At 38.2% G+C, this 18,505-nt stretch carries 19 protein-coding genes and 1 pseudogene; 15 read left to right on the top strand and 5 right to left on the bottom strand.

Translation table 11 applies throughout. From position 1 onward, the window contains the following. Window positions 1-409: 409 nt before the first annotated feature. Window positions 410-940 carry a hypothetical protein gene (locus tag DZB84_RS06640; protein ID WP_116351466.1) on the top strand — a complete coding sequence of 177 codons (531 nt, stop codon included), beginning with the start codon at window positions 410-412 and terminating at the stop codon, window positions 938-940. 59 nt (window positions 941-999) lie between these two features. Here DZB84_RS06640 and DZB84_RS06635 read toward each other — a convergent pair whose 3' ends face one another. Continuing rightward, complete coding sequence (locus DZB84_RS06635; RefSeq protein ID WP_116351465.1) at window positions 1,000-1,755, bottom strand: DUF4367 domain-containing protein; 756 nt, start codon at window positions 1,753-1,755, stop codon at window positions 1,000-1,002. Continuing rightward, window positions 1,752-2,321, bottom strand: a complete 570-nt coding sequence (locus DZB84_RS06630; RefSeq protein ID WP_116351464.1) for an RNA polymerase sigma factor — start codon at window positions 2,319-2,321, stop codon at window positions 1,752-1,754. Before DZB84_RS06630 ends, DZB84_RS06635 begins: the two co-directional genes overlap by 4 nt. 249 nt (window positions 2,322-2,570) lie before the next feature. Between DZB84_RS06630 and DZB84_RS06625 the strand changes: the two genes are divergently transcribed. The 5 genes from DZB84_RS06625 (at window position 2,571) to DZB84_RS06605 (ending at window position 5,710) form a co-directional block, all read left to right on the top strand. Beyond that, the gene (locus tag DZB84_RS06625; protein WP_116351463.1) at window positions 2,571-3,101 is read left to right on the top strand and encodes a hypothetical protein; all 531 of its coding nucleotides are present in this window, start codon (window positions 2,571-2,573) and stop codon (window positions 3,099-3,101) included. A gap of 85 nt (window positions 3,102-3,186) precedes the next feature. Beyond that, complete coding sequence (locus DZB84_RS06620; RefSeq protein WP_116351462.1) at window positions 3,187-3,471, top strand: hypothetical protein; 285 nt, start codon at window positions 3,187-3,189, stop codon at window positions 3,469-3,471. 55 nt (window positions 3,472-3,526) lie between these two features. Further along, the gene (locus DZB84_RS06615) at window positions 3,527-3,949 is read left to right on the top strand and encodes a VOC family protein (RefSeq protein WP_116351461.1); all 423 of its coding nucleotides are present in this window, start codon (window positions 3,527-3,529) and stop codon (window positions 3,947-3,949) included. A 160-nt stretch (window positions 3,950-4,109) separates the two neighbouring features. Next, on the top strand, window positions 4,110-4,295 hold the full coding sequence (locus tag DZB84_RS06610) for a hypothetical protein (RefSeq protein ID WP_116351460.1): 186 nt from the start codon (window positions 4,110-4,112) through the stop codon (window positions 4,293-4,295). 548 nt (window positions 4,296-4,843) lie between these two features. Then, window positions 4,844-5,710 carry a YitT family protein gene (locus DZB84_RS06605; RefSeq protein WP_411266258.1) on the top strand — a complete coding sequence of 289 codons (867 nt, stop codon included), beginning with the start codon at window positions 4,844-4,846 and terminating at the stop codon, window positions 5,708-5,710. A gap of 489 nt (window positions 5,711-6,199) precedes the next feature. On the opposite strand, the gene DZB84_RS06600 is transcribed toward DZB84_RS06605, so the two are convergent. After that, a complete protein-coding gene (locus DZB84_RS06600; protein WP_116351458.1) occupies window positions 6,200-6,880 on the bottom strand; it encodes a phosphoribosylaminoimidazolesuccinocarboxamide synthase in 681 nt (226 codons plus the stop codon). Between the two features lie 231 nt (window positions 6,881-7,111). Between DZB84_RS06600 and DZB84_RS06595 the strand changes: the two genes are divergently transcribed. Then, window positions 7,112-8,836 carry a sulfate adenylyltransferase gene (locus DZB84_RS06595; RefSeq protein WP_223254388.1) on the top strand — a complete coding sequence of 575 codons (1,725 nt, stop codon included), beginning with the start codon at window positions 7,112-7,114 and terminating at the stop codon, window positions 8,834-8,836. A 48-nt stretch (window positions 8,837-8,884) separates the two neighbouring features. Here DZB84_RS06595 and DZB84_RS06590 read toward each other — a convergent pair whose 3' ends face one another. Further along, window positions 8,885-9,865 (bottom strand): diaminopimelate dehydrogenase, encoded by a 981-nt coding sequence (locus DZB84_RS06590; protein ID WP_116351456.1) that lies wholly within the window; start codon window positions 9,863-9,865, stop codon window positions 8,885-8,887. A gap of 222 nt (window positions 9,866-10,087) precedes the next feature. After that, window positions 10,088-10,825, bottom strand: a complete 738-nt coding sequence (locus tag DZB84_RS06585; protein WP_116351455.1) for an IclR family transcriptional regulator — start codon at window positions 10,823-10,825, stop codon at window positions 10,088-10,090. 247 nt (window positions 10,826-11,072) lie between these two features. Between DZB84_RS06585 and DZB84_RS06580 the strand changes: the two genes are divergently transcribed. The 8 genes and pseudogenes from DZB84_RS06580 (at window position 11,073) to DZB84_RS06545 (ending at window position 18,392) form a co-directional block, all read left to right on the top strand. After that, the gene (locus DZB84_RS06580) at window positions 11,073-12,017 is read left to right on the top strand and encodes a fumarylacetoacetate hydrolase family protein (protein ID WP_116351454.1); all 945 of its coding nucleotides are present in this window, start codon (window positions 11,073-11,075) and stop codon (window positions 12,015-12,017) included. A 4-nt stretch (window positions 12,018-12,021) separates the two neighbouring features. Continuing rightward, window positions 12,022-12,519 carry a DinB family protein gene (locus DZB84_RS06575; RefSeq protein WP_116351453.1) on the top strand — a complete coding sequence of 166 codons (498 nt, stop codon included), beginning with the start codon at window positions 12,022-12,024 and terminating at the stop codon, window positions 12,517-12,519. A gap of 24 nt (window positions 12,520-12,543) precedes the next feature. Continuing rightward, the gene (locus DZB84_RS06570; RefSeq protein ID WP_116351452.1) at window positions 12,544-13,656 is read left to right on the top strand and encodes a cupin domain-containing protein; all 1,113 of its coding nucleotides are present in this window, start codon (window positions 12,544-12,546) and stop codon (window positions 13,654-13,656) included. 66 nt (window positions 13,657-13,722) lie between these two features. Next, a complete protein-coding gene (locus DZB84_RS06565; protein ID WP_116351451.1) occupies window positions 13,723-14,934 on the top strand; it encodes an FAD-dependent monooxygenase in 1,212 nt (403 codons plus the stop codon). Between the two features lie 351 nt (window positions 14,935-15,285). Next, a complete protein-coding gene (locus DZB84_RS06560; protein WP_116351450.1) occupies window positions 15,286-15,549 on the top strand; it encodes a (2Fe-2S)-binding protein in 264 nt (87 codons plus the stop codon). Next, window positions 15,546-15,851, top strand: a pseudogene (locus tag DZB84_RS06555) ((2Fe-2S)-binding protein); the annotation flags it as partial. The gene DZB84_RS06560 and the pseudogene DZB84_RS06555, both read left to right, overlap by 4 nt. Window positions 15,852-15,945: 94 nt before the next feature. Then, entirely contained in the window at window positions 15,946-17,160 is a 1,215-nt protein-coding gene (locus DZB84_RS06550) for an NAD(P)/FAD-dependent oxidoreductase (protein WP_116351448.1), read from the top strand. Between the two features lie 53 nt (window positions 17,161-17,213). Continuing rightward, window positions 17,214-18,392 carry an NAD(P)/FAD-dependent oxidoreductase gene (locus tag DZB84_RS06545; protein ID WP_116351447.1) on the top strand — a complete coding sequence of 393 codons (1,179 nt, stop codon included), beginning with the start codon at window positions 17,214-17,216 and terminating at the stop codon, window positions 18,390-18,392. Window positions 18,393-18,505 lie beyond the last annotated feature (113 nt).

Raw genomic sequence — 18,505 nt, 5'->3', positions numbered from 1 at the left:
ATTAAGTAATACATGAAAAACCTTCCAATATGGATGAGGAGGGTTATTTGGCATGCGCATTTTTAGTATATCATTAACTGTTTAATAATTTTACAGAAAAATATTGACATCCTATTAGCTGGTTTAGCTGAAGAAAATTAGGATATAATTTTGTAGTGAAAACTTTGATGTTGTGGTGGTATATGAGGTGAAAGCATGTATTCCCTTGTTCACCTATTCTTTTGTTTCATCTTATGTAATGTTTGACATTACAATGAGAGATTTAACTATAAATGTTTCTTTTAATAAGATGATTGAACAGTGATTTACAGAAAAGGAAATGTGTTTTAATAAATTCATAGTTTTATGGAACATTTTTGGACTCTGGTACGCCTTTACTATAAAACAAAATAAAGGAGTAAATAGAACTATGAAAATATGGTTGTACTTGTTAACATTCCTGTTTATTTTTACTATTGTTTTTCTTTTGAACGTTGATAGGGCGCGGGCGGAAGGAGGAGTTATCGCCTTCGATAAAACCAACCTACAAGAGCCTGAACATATGCCGAAGTTACCACCTATCAGTGAACCATTAGTCCCCAATGATGGCGCAGCAGAAGAAATAATCATACAAGCAACAGACTATATCAAATCAGCACAAGTGTCCATTTATAATAACGGGAGTTCACTTAAAATTTCCGGACATACCGATAGCTATGTGAATGCTGATAAAATTACAACAACATTGTATTTACAAGTGTGGGATTCCTCAAGATCGAGATGGGTTGATTATAGTAGCGGAAAAGAATTTGTGAAATACGGTACCAATTATTTGTATAATTTTGTAGAATATATTGCCCCAAAGGGATATTATTACCGTACTAGGGGAGTGCATAAGGTTACAATGGGGAGTAAAACGGAAACATTTAGTAGTGTTTCAAGTTCAATTTATTATTTTTAATATAGAATATTAAAAGCTAACTCTAATAGTTCCATGTGACTATTAAAGTTAGCTTTTTCTTATTTCATAGATTCTGCTATCGAGATTAACTCTTCACCGGGTAGACTTCCGCTAATGATTATTCTGGTCTTCAATTGATTAAAGATTAGCCTACTTGTATGATCCTTAAAAGTTAAAAGGGTGGCTTTTTCGCCCTTAATTGTAATCGTTTCTACCTTGGTATCTTCATTATCAATTAGTAAAGTATTCCCCATGTTCTCAGCTCCTCCAATTTGTTGGACCATGAGTTGGTTGCTGTAATTTAATATAATATCATTACTCGCTTCATTCTCCCCATAAACAACATTGACATCTAAAAGTTCGTATCCATCAGGTAAAAAAGTGGGGGTTAATATGTGGAAATTGGCCACTTTTTGTGCTTCAGATAAACTCATGACCTCTTCTTTCGTTATAGTACCTATTTCTTGTAAAGAATCAGTAGAAGGGAGTGGGAGGCTATTTGACTCTCCTGTACTAATTGAATCTCCTATTTGGGTAATAGTCCCATTATCTTGTTGAAAATATTTCGTAATCCAACCAAAGGCATCACCTTGACTATTTTCCAATGCTAATGTTCCAATAATAAATGCTATTAAGATGGAGGCAGCAACCCAGCCAGGTTTAAAAACCACCTTTTTCTTTTTATTTTCTTTTAATCCCTGTTGTATGTTTAACCATGTTTCCTCTTTGGAAGAAGGGGGCAAAGGTGCATTTTTATATTCAGATTTCATTGAATCCCTAAGACCATCATGCTTTAGAGAAACGTGGTTTTTCATAATACTTCACCATCCCTATGTTGGGTAAAATTCTTACCAATTAATATATTTCTTAGCTCTTTTTTGGCGCGAAATATTCTAGATTTCACTGTACCTTCTTTAAGGTTAAGTAACTCTGCTATTTCCTTCTCTTTTAATTCATGTATGTATTTTAAAAGCAGAATCTCTCGATGCTCTACACTAATCTCAGAAAGAACTTCTCCTACTTCTTTCAACATAAGCTTTATTTCAACTTCCATTTCAACGGGATTTGAATGGTTATTTTTATCTTTTTCTAAATAGACGTCTTCTGTAGGGATTCCGTTCCATACTTTTTGTTTACGAATTAAGTCTATAGCTGTTCTGGATGCAATGGTAGATAACCAAGCACCCATTTTTGATCGATCTCTTAAACTATCTAAATCTCTAAATGCTTTCATAAAAGTATCTTGAACAACATCCTGAGCTAAATATGGATCCCGAGTAATAAAATAAGCATCATGGTAGACACGGTCATAAAATAAATCGTAAATTAGTCGGTACTCATCTTCTGAAGGTTTCTTCTTGGTGAAAAGCTTTTTTAACATGCAACCATACCTTCCATTATATATTCGTAAAAACATTGTAAAAATGGGTATATTTTACTTTTTATAATAACATACCTCTAATGGAATTGAGGTATAAACGAAACCTTTTTTTCAAGATTTATCAATTAATAGGGAGATAATTTCTTATGATAAACGTCTATATCACGTACAGGAAGGATTATCGCTGATTAGTGTTGAAGTTACTACTAAAAGGGTATAAGGGAAAATGATATAGTTGGGGTTGATAAAATGAAACGGTCTATCCTTTATCCAGGAATTGTATTAATGGTAAGTTTCATATCTGCATGCTCTAATGATAAATATGACAAGAAATCTTTAACTTTGGAATACGAAACTCAGATTGAAAAGAAAAATGTAGAGATTAATATGTTAAAAGATGAACTAATCCTTGTTAATTACGAATTGGAACAAGAAAAGAAGAACAGAGAGAAATTACAAATCTTTGACCATAAAGCAAGAAACATTATGAACTATATAGCGAAGAACGAATTCGATAAAATAAGAAGTGATTTTGATGTTGAACTTGAGGTTATTGATGGCAAGATCTATTTTGATGAACTTAGTGATTCTCCAATTGAACACTTTCCAACAGAAATTGCTGGATTACCCATGTATTTTAACTTTTATAATCCACAGACTGATTTTACCGAGGTCGGTTATTTTCTTTATGGCTACAACCAATATGGAAGTGAAACAAAGTATGATATCCATTTTCGATTTGGCAAGAAAGATGAATTTATATATGTTGGTACAGAATAGATGAAACAATTTATGGTGTCTGCCGTATCAAAATAAAGCTAGGTTACTAGATAAAGAAAAAATGAAAAGTAGCGGGGTATGGAGTATGGACATTTTGACTGTATTAGGCGTAACGGTAATCACGGGAGTATTAAGTATTATGGCTTTCTACTTTTCGTTTTCTAAGAAAGCAGAAGGGTTTTACGAGGAAACCAATGAAAGTCCAGATGCAACAGGACTTTTTTTAATCGTTGGATGGATTTTAATGGGGCTTCACAAACTATATAAAATAACTTTTCGGACTCATCATACTTTAGCTTTAAGAATTACGTTATTTATTTTCGGAGCTATATTTATGGTGATGAGTGTAGGTATTTGGTTTTTGATTTAATGTTTTGATAGCCGATTTTATAATTTGCACGAATAAAATAGTTAGGAGATACGAGATGAAACCACGAATTTCAGTTATCACATTGGGTGTAGATGATTTGGAAAGGTCTTTGAAATTCTACAAGGAAGGACTTGGACTACCAACACAAGGAATAGTTGGTCAGGAATTTGAGCACGGTGCTGTAGCATTTTTCGATTTACAATCAGGATTGAAACTCGCCATTTGGAATCGTAAGGATGTCGCTCATGATACAAGTATAGAGCAGTCTCCAATAAGTCCAACTGAATTCACGATTGGTCATAATGTGGGGAGTAAAGCAGAGGTCGATATGGTAATGGAGCAGGCAAGGAGGGCTGGTGCAACTATTACAGTTCCAGCACACGATACCTTTTGGGGAGGATACTCTGGTTACTTCCAAGACCCAGACGGACATTTGTGGGAAATAGTTTGGAATCCAGATTGGGAATTTATCGAGTAAAGTAAAAATATCATTTGCTTTTAAGGGGTGCGATTGCTAAACTAGGCAGTCGTTTTTTTTTCTGGGACTGGAGCAGGAAATTCGTCTAGGTATCTGGAATATTATGTTAATGTGGAGTGTGCAATGAGAAGGGACACAAATAAAAAAAGGGGATTACTAGATGAATATGTTTATATTGCTACCCGAAATCGTTTTAATGATCAGTGTATTTTTCATTACAATCGGTTTGTGGGAATTAAGAGTAGGTGTAGATCGGAAAAAATATGTTACATATATGTTTACTGGTTTAGTTCTACTGTTGCTTGCTAAGCTAATTGGTCCATTTATGATGATGTTTTTAAACTAGGTTGCTGGTTTCAGGGGCCTGATCATTGGTATGGTAAAGCCATACCGTATAAAGGATAAGTCCACGTTTTAAGAAATGAATATAGAGAAATAGACTAGCTTTTTGATATAAAGCTAGTCTTTTATACATCTTTTAATATTGGTGTGGATGTGATGGTACTAGTCTGAACATGAATCATCATCGTGTTTATCTTCACAACATTGAGTAAACGACTCATCTGGACACTCACCTTGAATTGGAATGCATGGGTTAAAATTCAGAGCCTGACCCTTTGTACGTAAAACATTGCATTATTGGGGGAAGACGCCATTTTTTTATGGATAAAGTTGCTTGGTAAATAAAGAGACTGCTCACTTTTTTCACATGACACGATGTCATATTTTTATTGACAAATGACACACTGTCATATAATATTTTATCGTAATGTGACACTGTGTCAAGTCGTTGAACAGGGCATCGGATTGAATATGATTTATAGAAATAACAAATAATGTACCTTAAATGAAAAAAAGAGATTCGTTGGGAAAGAGGACTCAAAAATGAGTACAATGGTCAAGCAAAGAAAAATGAATGGACTTAAAAAGGTAACACGCGCAGTAGCAGTTATAATCGGGGCATTTATAACAGCATATGGACTGGAGGCAATACTAATTCCAAACAACGTCTCAGATGGCGGTGTAACTGGTCTGAGTATTGTTGGTTCAGAATTAATGGGGATTCCTCTTGGTATTTTGATTGCTGTTCTAAATATCCCTTTCATATTTTTAGGATATAAACAAATAGGGAAAAGTTTTGCAATTTATTCTGTTATCGGCATTGCTTCATTAGCTTATGGGACAAGCATTATGCACCACATTCCAACCATTATTCAAGGAGATACACTGTTAGTAACCGTTGTTGGTGGTATTATTATCGGATTTGGTATGGGAGTCGCATTACGAAATGGTGGTGCATTGGATGGCATTGATATGTTAGCCGTATTACTATCCCGAAGATTACCTTTTGGAACAAGTGATCTGATTTTATTCTTAAACTTATTTGTTTTTATTGTAGTTTCAACCGTATTTGGACTACAAGGGGCTTTCTTATCAGGCATTGCTTATTTTATAGCTTCTAAGGTGATTCATACTGTGGAGGAAGGTTTAAGTGGTTCTAAAACCTATAAAGTTATTACAAGTCAACCTGAACTAATGGTAGAAACGATACGAGATCGTTTAGGTCGAAGTGCAACATATAATATCGTTGAAGGCGGTTATTCAAATGAGCAATTCAAAGAAATTACTTGTATTATTAACCGTTTAGAGGACAGTAAAATGAAAGAAATTATTTATGAAATTGACAAACAGGCATTTGTTGTTGTGTATGACGTTTCGGAAGTAAAGGGAGGTAGCTTTAAGAAACGAGACATACATTAATGCAATACTTTTCTCCAATTAGGTAATTGGTAGGGGCAGGTCACACCCTGCCCACTTCCAAACAGCAAGCCGTTTCGGTTGTGGGAGCAGGCTAAGCACCCAAGCCATTGAATGGACGGAAAAATTTCGCCTAATCCGTAAAATGCATTTAAAATAGTCAAAATAAACGGAGAGATTCCGTTTATTGACTCTAAAAGTATGGAAAAGAAGGGTTTTTCTTTGGATAACCGGAAATCCACCTCTTATATTGGCCTATTTGAACTTCATTTGGCATTTAAACGGAAACCTTACGCTTATCTAGGTCTTCTATACGAGCCCCATTCGGAATTTAAACGGAAAACCTCCGCTTATATATTTTCAGCAGTTCCACATTAATGGCAAGACAACTCATCAATCGTTGGGACAAGTGTAATAGACAATTATGATGCCGAATCAACTGTCATTTCAGCACTTATTTTAAGAAAAGCACTTCAAACCTGATCCCCTAAATTATAAAAACATTTTCTCTAATTCGAGTGGTTCGACGTATTCGCCGTCTTTGTAGGCGCGCATGTTTCCGCCAGAAATTTCGTCGATGAGAACGATTTGGCTGTTCTCGCCAGTACGTCCGAATTCGAATTTGATATCGTACAGCTCGATACCCTTCTTCGCAAGCTCATCCCTGACAATCCCCGCAATTTGTTGGGTAAGGTCTTTTAATACTTGATATTCTTCTTTAGACAAAATGCCAAGCATGTCCAAAGCGTCTTCACTGATTGGAGGATCTCCACGACCGTCATCTTTTAAGGTCACTTCCACAAAAGCATCCAAGGCTTGTCCATCTTCAGCATATAAGCCATATCGGCGTAGAAAGCTACCGACAGCACGGTATCTACAGATGACTTCAAGCCCTTTACCGAATACTTCAGCCGGTTTGACTGTCATGGTTGCTTGTTCGATATCAGCGTCAATATAGTGAGTAGGAATCCCTTTTTCATTTAAACGTTCGAAAAAGTATTTTGTTAGTTTTAATCCAGCACGTCCTGCACCCTCAATAGTTAAACCAACTGTATTTGCACCTGGATCAAAAACACCATCAACGCCAGTGACGTCGTCTTTAAATTGCAGTAAGTAATTTCCGTCCGGTAATTCATAGACATCTTTTGTTTTACCTGTGTACTTTAACTCCATGTCAATCCCCCTATGCGAATTCAATTACATAATAATCATAAATTTAAAATTATTGAGGGACAAGAGTTAATTCCGAAGTGCAGCGCTTACATCAAAAAATATGTTTGTCGATTTATCCTTTGTCATTTTTTGTTGTTTAATGTATAATTACCTGAATTTTCTAAAAAGATATTAAGTTTAAGAAGGATATAAAGGATATCAATAGAATATATGTGGTAAGGGGAGGGTGATATGATGAATCAATATACAGATGTATTGAATGAAAAAACATTTGCAGGTTATCCGCAGCAACCACATGGTGGCAAATTGGTGAATCGTGTTCTTGCGGGGAAAGAGCAGGAGGAAGCGATGGAAAGGGCCAAGCAGTTACCTATGATTATGGTGGATTTGGAGGCTGTCATAACACTTGAAATGATTGCAACTGGGGTATTGTCTCCTAATGAAGGCTTTATGGATGAGGAAGATTATAAGTCTGTGTTGACGAAAGGCCGTTTGAAAAATGGAGTCGTCTGGCCGGTGCCTCTTAGTTTTGCACCAATTGGTGACCGGAACGCGCAGATTATTAAGACATTATCAGTAGGGGACGAGGTTGCTCTTGCTGATGAAACAAGAGTGCCTGTCGCCATTCTTAAATTGACGGATATTTTTCACTATGATCGTGAGTTCCGTGCAAATCATGTGTTCGGCACAACTGATCGAAACCACCCGGGTGTAGATTCAATCTATCGTCGAATGGGTGATACAGCCTTGGCTGGACCTATCACTTTGCTCCGTCGAGCTCACTGGGGACCATTTGAAGAGATTCGTATGGAGCCAAAGGACACTTGGAAGCTATTTTATGAGACAAAGCAGTTTAAGTCGGTTGGAGGATTTATTACAGGGGCCAATCCTTTACACCGCGGACACGAGTATATTCATCGAAATGCATTAGAAGAGTTGGAAGGTTTATTTGTTCAGCCACTGGTAGAAATGGCTAAGCGTGAATATACTCGACATGAGTTCCGGGTATTGTCCTACCGCAGTGTGCTGGATACATATTATCCAAAGGAAAGAACGATTCTAGCACCATTGCGTGTAACTTATATTTTTGCGGGACCACGTGAGGCTGTCCTTCATGCATTGATTATGAAAAACTACGGATGTACACATGCCCTAATCGGACGAGACCACGCGGGTATTGGGGATTATTATGACAAATATGCGAGCCATACCATTTTTGACGAATTTACACCAGATGAATTAGGAATTGATATTCGTCTGTTCCATGAAGTGTTTTATTGTACACGTTGTAGTGCCCAAGCAACTGAACAAACATGTCCTCACGATGAACAATATCGGATAAATATTTCGGGGACAGGAATTCGCGAGCTGTTGCGTTATGGTGTGTTACCACCAAAGGAAATTGTAAGACCAGAATCAGCGCGAATTGCGATGCAGGGCGTGCAGCCAAAGGGTGTAGATGAGAATCAGATGGCAATCTCACCAGTCGGGAAAACGATAAAAAGTATTTTCCCTTATTATTTAACGAGGTCAGGAATTGGTGGTCCAAAACGTAGAACGCCTCTTGAGGTTGAGGAGCTTACGATTGAAGATTTGGAGAGCGCTATCATGGATGCCCGTGAAAATGCGGATAAGATTTATAAAGATATTTTCAAAGAGTTCAGCTATGTTTCAGATACCCTTCGTTCCGCACAGCCTGATTGGGTGGCATCAGCAAGGGAATCCATTCATCGACAACAAGAGATGGTGGTTGGGTATTTAGAAGAAAAGGTAGATAAAGCACTAGATCAAGCTTCAGACGAATTTATGTACCAGGATAAGTCAGAAGCGGAGCGTGAACTAGAAGTGGCAAGGAAAATCTTTGATGATATTCCGGCACCACTTCGATCCGAAGATCTTCAATACCGGATTTGGAACCCACTTTCATATAAACGATACAGAGGTAGTGATGAGTAGCAAACATACAAAAATCACTCACAAATGTGTGAGTGATTTTTTGTTTGCTTATAAGTAATCTTTACGTAATTGCTCAGGTGATTTAGGAGAAATATAGCTTGGGGCTACATCGAATACTGTTTTCGCACCAAATTGCTTTTCTTGACTTAAGCGGTATGCAGCTCTAGCATATGCAACCAAAACAGCCGAAGTAAACTCAGGATTACTATCTAGTTTTAAAGAGAATTCGTAAATTTGTTTAGTGCCTTCACTTGTTTGTCCACCACGAATCACAAACCCACCATGTGGAGCTTTAGAGTGGTCTCGATTTAATTCTTCTTCAGAAATAAAGTTCACTTCTGTCTCATAATCCGCAAAGTAGTTTGGCATTGTTTTAATTTCATTTTCAATGGCAGCTGTGTCTGCACCTTCTTCTGCAACCACATAGCACACACGACGGTGTTTTTCAGCAGTTGTTAGTTCTGGATTTGAACCACTGCGAACTTTTTCCATTGCATCCTCAGAAGGAATTGTATATTGGACACCGTTTTTAACACCTTCAACACGTCTAATTGCATCAGAGTGACCTTGGCTTAGACCTTTGCCCCAGAATGTATAATTTTCACCATTTGGTAAAATGGCATCCGCCATCACACGGTTGATTGAGAATAGACCTGGGTCCCAACCTACTGAGAGAATAGCTGTTGTATTTTTTGCAGCCTCATTTACAGATTGGTAAAACTCAGGGATTTTTGCGTGTGTATCAAAACTATCTACAGTATTGAACATGCTAGCGAATTGTGGAGTTTGTTCAGGTAGGTCTGTCGCAGAACCACCACAAAGTAGCATAACATCAATTTTACCTTGATAATCACTTGCATTTGAAATATGTTCAGCTTTTACATTTGCATCCTCAAGCTTTAGGCTTTCTGGGGCTCTTCTAGTAAAAACTGCAACTAATTCCATATCAGGAGATTGTTTAATAGCTTTAATTGCGCCTTTTCCAAGATTACCGTAACCTACGATACCTAGTCTAATTTTGTTGCTCATATACATTTCTCCTTTACTTCAATTACTCTCAAAAAAATTCGTTCAAACCTAAAGTTCCCAATTTTTCGGTCGCTCTTTTTATGATTTTTTTGATAATACTTATAATAATAGAAACTGTTCTATATGCCAAATATTTTCTTCGAGATTCGAAAAAGTTTTTCCATCGGTAAACAAAATCATATTTCCTATCTCCAATACTCATATGCCCCGACTACTTACTTTTTAAAAATTCTTTGATATTTCTACCCGCATTTTTTGTAAGAATTTACTCTGTGGATCATCAATGGTTCCTGGTATATCGGATGAAAAACCAACAAGTGTAATGATCCCGATTAGCTCGTTGAGATAGTTCAGAATGGGGAGAGCGACGGAAGACACTTCTGAGATTAAAGGCTCCTTTGCAAAAGCGATTTTTTCCTTCCGTATGATTTGTGCCTCATCTAGATCTTCCGTGATGGTAGATTGGTAATTTTCTTTCCATTTCTTAGTTTTATGCTGCTTGGCAAAAAGGTTGAAAATCTTTCCGGCAGCAGAATAGGGTGGAAGCAGCGTTCCAATCTCTGCACCGATATTTAGGATTTGATTGGAGCGGGTGATTTTTGCAATCACCGGTCCATTAAAGGTTGGAACCGAAAATAGTGCCGTATTGTTTGTATGTTCACTAATCGATTGTAAATAAGGCGAAATGATCGCGAGGACGTCTTGGTTGCCCATCGCTGTCATTCCGTATTGGATTAATTTTGATCCTAAGTGGTATAATCCGCTATTTTGATCGCGAAAAATTAAATCATCTTGGACAAGGGTATTGATGTATTTATATAAATTGCTTTTTGTTATGTTTGTCTCTTCTTGGATTTCGGTAATCTTCAACGGCCTTTTCGCTTTCGCTATTGCATCTAAAATGGAGATTCCAATGCTTAAGGATTGGATGGTGTCTCTACTTTTCTTTGTTGTTTCCATATTTTATTCTCCTTTAATTATCTGTAAAATTAAGCAATTTAAACAATTTAGACATTGACTTTATAAAAAATTCTGACATATAATTATTATATATAGTATAACTGATTATCGCAATGGTGGAAATAGTAATGTTGAGGTAGGTGGTTTTACTGTAAAACACGGTGCATATTTTTCAATATAAATAGCGTGGAAATGTTTATTCGAAAGGATCTGCACAACGAAAATTTGAATGAAAAGGGAGAATACAATGAAACTAATCACTTTTACGGCAAATGGTTTTACGAGAATCGGAGCACTGATAGACGACAATAAAGTCATCGATCTAAATTATGCTTATCAGGCACAATTACAAAGTGAAGGAAAGTATCGCTTTAAGGAAATTGCAGAGGCGTATGTTCCGTCTGAAATGGAAGCGTTTTTACAAGGCGGTAAAGAAAGCGTTGAAATTGCAAAGAAAGCCGTTACTTACGCATTGGAAAATCCAACTACATATAGACATCAACTGATTTTTAATAAGGAAGACGTTAAAATCGAGGCACCATTGAAAAGACCTGGGAAAATCTTTGCGGTTGGACATAACTACCGTGAACATATTTTAGAGATGGGTCGTCAAATTCCAACACATCCCGTTTTGTTTGCCAAGTTTGCAAATACCATTATTGGCCCACAAGATGATATTCCATTTCAGCCGATTTCAGAACAACTGGATTATGAAGCGGAATTCGCATTTGTGATCGGAAAACGCGCGAAAAATGTTTCCGAAGAGGATGCACTCGACTATGTAGCAGGGTATACCGTTGCAAATGATGTAACGTATCGTGATATTCAACGACGCACCCTACAATGGCTTCAAGGTAAAACAGTGGATGGTAGTTTACCACTTGGCCCATGGTTAGTGACAGCAGATGAAATCAAAGATCCACAACGTTTGGAAATGGTTTTAACCGTTAATGGAGAAGAGCGACAACGAACAAACACAGCAAACCAAGTCTTTACAGTAAAACGGCTAGTCTCCTTTTTATCACAATTAGTAACATTAGAGCCGGGTGATCTTGTGATTACGGGAACTCCTGGTGGTGTCGTTCAAGCAATGGAGCCTCAAGTTTGGTTAAAGGACGGCGATGTTGTCCGTGTAGAAATTGAGCAAGTCGGTGTGTTAGAAAACACAGTAAGAAAAACGAGGGAGGAGTAGGAACATGACGCAAAAAAATATCACTTCTGTGAATGAATCGATTGATAGAATCATAGAAACAGTGAATGGTTTATCGGAAGAAGCAATTCGATGGCAGCCATCAAATGATGAATGGTCGATTATGCAAATCATGGCCCATATTGTTGAAGCATTACCTTATTGGATAGAAGAAATTGAGTTGTTAGTCGAAACGCCAGGTAAAGAATGGGGTAGAAACCATCTTCATGAGGGGCGTTTAGAAGCGGTAAAGCCTGAAACAGTTGAGGCAATTTCTGTAGACGAAATGGTGAAGGAGCTTGAAAAGGCTAAACAAACAGTTCAGGCCGGAATTGAAAATTTAACAGAAGAACAGCTCTCGGCAGAAGCAACAAGCGTAAATCCAAACTTCGGAACGAAACCGCTGTCATTTATTATTGAACATTTAATTGACCAGCATGTGAATAAACACGAAGGTCAAATTAACCGTAATCTTTCCAAGTTAAGTAGTAAAAGTTCAAAATAAAAATGAATAGAGGAGAGGTTTAATATGGCTGAAAAAGCAAGTTATCTGAAGGATCAGGATGTAAAGGACTTTACGAAAGATATTCAACAGTACAATCTTGGACCATTATGGGAAGCAATTCCGGAAGTAATGAATAAAACTCCAGAACCTCATGCGCAAGCTTACTTATGGACAGGGGAATTGCTAGAAAAGAAGCTAATGGAAGCTGCAGAAATCTTTACACCAGAACGTGGTGGGGAACGTCGAGCGATCTATTTTCAAAACCCTGGATTAACCTATCGTCAGCCTTGGGGACATGTTTCAACGACTCAAACGTTATATGCGGCTGTTCAGCTTCTATTACCTGGGGAACAAGCACCATCTCATCGTCATACACAAAGTGCGCTTCGTTTTATTACAGAAGGGGAAGGCGCTTATACGATTGTACAAGGTGAACGAATTTTTATGGAAGAAGGTGACTTCCTGATTACGCCAAAAAATCTATGGCATGGGCACGGCCATCTTGGAAGTAAACGTATGATATGGATGGATGCGTTAGATATTCCGACGATTTACAATTTAGGTGGTACATTCTTTGAACCATATGCAGATGGTTTACAACAACCGAATGTTCCTGACAACTTCTCAGAGAAACGATATAGAGGCGGCATGGTACGTCCCGTGGGCGACGAAAAATATGATGTTGCACCACTAGCAAACTATAAATGGAGTCGTACCGTTGATGCGATAAAAGGGTTAATGGAATTTGATCCAGATCCAAACCATGGCTTTGCTGTCGACTATATTAATCCGACCACTGGAAAATCAGCTAATCCAACGATGGGTACACGAATGCAGTTCTTACCAAAAGGATTCAACACAAAATCACTTCGTCATACACATTCAACCATTTATCATGCGTATAAAGGCTCTGGATACACGATTATTAATGGTGTCCGCTTTGATTGGAAAGCAGGCGACTACTTCGTTGTTCCAAACTGGGCATGGTATGAACATGTTTCTGCGGAGGATTCTTATCTTTTCTCGGTTAATGATCTTCCAATTATGGACCGCTTTGAATTAGAAAGAGAAGAACAATATGAGAAAAACAATGGACACCAAACGGTTACAGGAGAATTTAAGCCGGATTTTAGATAGAACATTATAGAGGGGAAACAGCCTAGTTGTTTCCCTAGCTATTTCACTTGAGAGGAGAGGACAAATATGACAAACAGCAAACAAAATCCAATAATCGTCGTTGGTGGCGGAATAGGTGGCTTAGCAACAGCACTTGGACTTGCCCAAGCAGATAAATATGTAAAGGTATTAGAACAAGCTCCGGAATTTGGGGAAGTAGGGGCTGGCATTCAGCTTGCTGCAAATGCAACGAATGTATTACAAAAGCTAGGTGTAATGGACAAAATCAGTGAAAATGCTGTTTTTCCAAAACGCTTGGTATTAATGGATGCGTTTACAGGTAAGGAATTATCTGCACTTGACATTGATCAAGTCTATCGTGAAAGATATGGTGCACCTTATATTGTCTTGCATCGGACGGACCTTCAAAAGGCTCTTCTTGACGCATGTATTGCACATCCAAAAGTAGAACTTCTTACAAATCAAGAAATTAAAACGGCAGCTGATAATGGTGATTCTGTAGAAGTATTTACGGCTGTTGGAGAATCCTTTACAGGTTCTGCTGTAATTGGTGCGGATGGGATTTGGTCGAAGACACGTAAATTATTTGTCGATGATGAGCCAATTTGCTCTGAATATGTAGCGTATCGTGGAGCGATTCCTATGGAAGAAGTAGCGAGTGCAAATGTAGGTGACCCAGAAGATGTGTATATGTTTATTGGACCAAATATGCACGTTGTCCAATATCCGGTAAGACGCGGAGAACTATATAACCAGGTCGTTGTATTTAAGAGTAATCAGTATCGAAAAGAGATTGAACATACGGACCAGTGGGGTACTCCAGAAGAAATGGACGAGGTCTTTAAGGATACATGTGACCGAGTGAAGACAGCGATTTCGTATATCTCAAGACAAAGAAGATGGCCGATGTATGACCGGAATCCAATTGAAAACTGGACGCAAGGAAACATTACCCTGATGGGGGATGCTGCCCATCCAATGCTACAATACTTAGCACAAGGGGCTTGTCAAGCACTAGAAGATGCCGGATATTTAGCCGATATGGTCAGAAAACACGGTGACAACTATTATCAAGCATTTCAAGAGTATCAAAAAGAACGTTTACCGCGCACTGCCTATGTACAAACAAGTGCGAGAAACTGGGGAGAAATTATCCATACCACGAATCCAATCACAACATTGCTCCGCAACAAGCTTCTAGAAAATCGTACAGACAAAGATTATACGTATATTGATCAATACCATGGGTATAAGAAAGTTTTAAAAGAGGTTAATTAACAGGGACAAAAGGACAGGTACGTCGTCCCAAAACGAATAGTAAAGCAAAGATCCTCACAGTGTGAGGATTTTTTATCTTTCATCTGGGTTAACGGAGAAACGTCTGATAACGACTAATTCCTGAGATGGGGAGTGTCGTTATTATTCTAATTTACGCTGAATTAAGAACATTAAAATATAGGGGTTTAATTTTAATTAAATCATAGTATGATAGAGTAGAAGAAAGCGCTTTCCTTTCTTCTGCTTATTCGTGTTTTACGGATTATTTTATAGGGGATGATGGTTTAGGATGACGAACCCTAGATGATTTTCTAACATACCACTACTGGGAAAAAGGAGGATTTCAAGCCAATGAATAACCTGATTATTTGCAGGTGTGAAGAAGTGACTTTAGAAGATATCAACAATACAGTTATGAAGTATGAATGCTCTGCCCGTGAAGTGAAACTGCGTACGAGAGCCGGAATGGGGTACTGTGGTGGACGAGTATGCCGAACTGCAGTCGATGCCGTTTTACATGAGATAAAAGGGGAAAAGCCTGGTAATGAAATTCCATTAAATATTAAACCACCAGTCCGACCAGTATCTCTTTCATCATTAGGAGGTCAATCATGAATCAAAACCGTATCATAGAGCATCCCGTTTTAGGTAATTTAGAAAACAAAAAAACAATCACTTTTACATATGATCAAAAAGTTCTCCAAGGATATGAAGGAGATACGATCGCATCGGCACTTCTTGCGAACGGTATTCGTCTGCTACGTGTGCATGAACAAAGTGGGGCACCACGTGGAATTTATTGTAATATTGGCCATTGCTTTGAATGCCGTATGACTGTCAATGAAATGTCAGGGGTACGTGCATGCTTGACGGAGCTAAAGGAAGATATGGTTATTGAAAGCGGAAAAATACAACCGCTCCCATTTTCGAAAACAACAAGTGTAGATGAATTGCCTCGAACATATGCAGAGTTCACTACAAAATGCCAAAGTCATAAGGAGGAAGGTACACATGTATGATGCTATTGTCATTGGTGCGGGTCCGGCAGGCTTGTCAGCAGCTATCGCTTGCCGTGAATGGGATTTACACGTTCTAGTAATTGATGAATACCCAAAACCAGGTGGCAGATTACTTGGCCAACTTTATCAAGAGTCCAATGGAGAATGGTGGAATGGACTGGAAGAGGCAAAAAAATTGCTACAAAGGGCTACCGAATTGGAAGCTGATATAAGATGTAGCATTTCCGTTCACCATATTGAAAAAATAAGTACAGGCTTTTGTGTACATACAAACAAAGGTAGATTTATTGCAGCCAACCTTCTACTTGCAACTGGTGCCGCAGAAACACCTGCTCCTATACCAGGGTGGACTTTACCTGGGGTCATGTCAATCGGTGCAGCACAAGTTATGACAAATGTACAACGTGTTCGTGTAGGGAAGAAAGGGATTATCGTGGGGATTAATGTTTTGTCAGTAGCCATCGCACGAGAACTTCAATTAGCAGGAATTGAGCTCCATAGTATGGTATTACCTGCTGTAAATTCGGTTACGAAGCAAGCTGGAAATCCGAAGCAGGTAATGGATGGATTAGTCCGTGTAGCACATCTTGCTCCCTCTGCTTTTCTTCGTTATGGAAGTAAGCTTGCAAAGGCTGCTTGGGTACGTGATTTAGCTGTACAATTTTATCCGAAAAATGGCGTGAAAATGTGGGGGATGCCCATAAACATACGTAAAGCAATCGTACAAATAAATGGTAGGGATCAGGTGGAATCAGTAACGTTATGCAATCTTACTCCTGATGGTGATCGCATACAAGGCAGTGAAGAAACCATTGATGTTGATTTTGTTTGTATAGCTGGTGGACTTTATCCACTTGCAGAACTTGCTTCTGTCATCGGTTGCCCATTCCAATATATTGAAGAACTTGGTGGACATGTTCCTGTTCATAATGAACAGATGGAAACTCCGATTGAAGGTTTATTTGTCGCTGGAAATATTACAGGAATCGAAGGTGCAAAAGTTGCTGCAACACAAGGCGCACTCGCGGGACTCTCTATCGCTAAGCGAAAATTGAAGGACGTTGCCGACATAAGCGATAAAGTGATCCAAGCAATGGAAAAGGTAAAATCGACCAGAAGAGACGCAGCTATTCAATTCCATCCCGGAATCAAAGAGGGACGAGCTAAAATAGAAAGAGCTTTTCAGGACTACGAGCAGGTAATGTGAACTTTGTCCAGGGTGTTTGTCTTGGGTGAATAACTACAGGAGGGATCCTAGATATGAATATGAGTAATCGTACAGAGGTAGCCATAATCGGTGGCGGAATTGTTGGTTGCGCGATTGCGTATTATGTTTCAAAAGCTGGAATAGATTGTACCTTAATTGAAAAAGGAGATCTCGTAAGTGGCACATCTTCTAGGTGTGATGGAAATGTCACAATCGTTGATAAGGATCCGGGGTTTGATAGCCAAATGTCATGGGTGAGTCAGGAGCTAATTGTTGATCTGAATAGGGATCTCGATATACCATTTGAATTCCGTGCACTTGGAAGTATACTCGTTTGTGATAATGAAGAAGAAATGGAAGCTGCAAAGAAATGGGTGGAAACGCAACGAAAAGCGGGATTGAAGTTTAATGTTCTAGATTCGTCTGATATACGTCAGGAATCCCCTTTTTTTGCTGATGATATTCCAGGAGGATTGGAATGCGAAACCGATTCACTGATTAACCCATATTTATTTTGCTATTCCTTGATTGATAAAGCTAAGCAATTTGGACTGAAATTGCGTACGCATTCAGAAGTTAAGGCTATTTCAAAACAAGAAGATTTTAAGATCGAAACAACTAACGGAACAATTGTCGCAAAAAAAGTAGTAAATGCTGCTGGTGTATGGGCTCCTTTTATCGGTAAAATGCTAGATATTGAGATTCCGATTATTCCAAGAAAAGGACATATTCTAGTAGGAGCAAGGCAGCAACCAATTATGATGAGAAATGTGATGGAGTTCGGCTATTTAATGAATAAATTTGGACGCGAACGCCAAGTAGACCCACAAACAAAGGAACATGGAGTCGCATTAGTGTTAGAACCAACTGAAAGTCAAAACTTCTTACTTGGTAGTAGTCGTCAATTTGTGGGGTATGATGGCCGTGTTGATATTAATGTTGTGGAAACCATGGCCAAGAGAGCACTCCGATTTTTCCCGAAAATAAACGATTTTAAAATGATTCGAACATATACTGGTTTTAGACCTTGGACAGAAGACCATTTACCAATTATCTCAGCAGTTGAAAAAGTACCTGGATTTTTTATTGCTGCGGGACATGAAGGGGATGGGATCAGTTTAGCAACCGTCACCGGAAAGTTGGTAGAGGAGTTAATTTTGGAAAAAGAGGATACAATCATTCCAATAGATCCATTACGTTACGACCGTTTTGTTAAAATACCTGTAACTTAATATGTGTTGATCAAAATCCTAAAGTCTAAAAAGGGAATAGAGTTGAGTTACTGCTCTATTTCCTTTTTTCAATTCAGACAGTAATTAAAATATTTTTTTATAGTATTAATGAA

The organism is Bacillus sp. HNG, from assembly GCF_003400205.1.
GTDB lineage: Bacteria > Bacillota > Bacilli > Bacillales > Bacillaceae_L > Ferdinandcohnia.
Note: the sequence above shows the minus strand (reverse complement) of the source record. Positions and strands in the feature narration are given on the sequence as shown.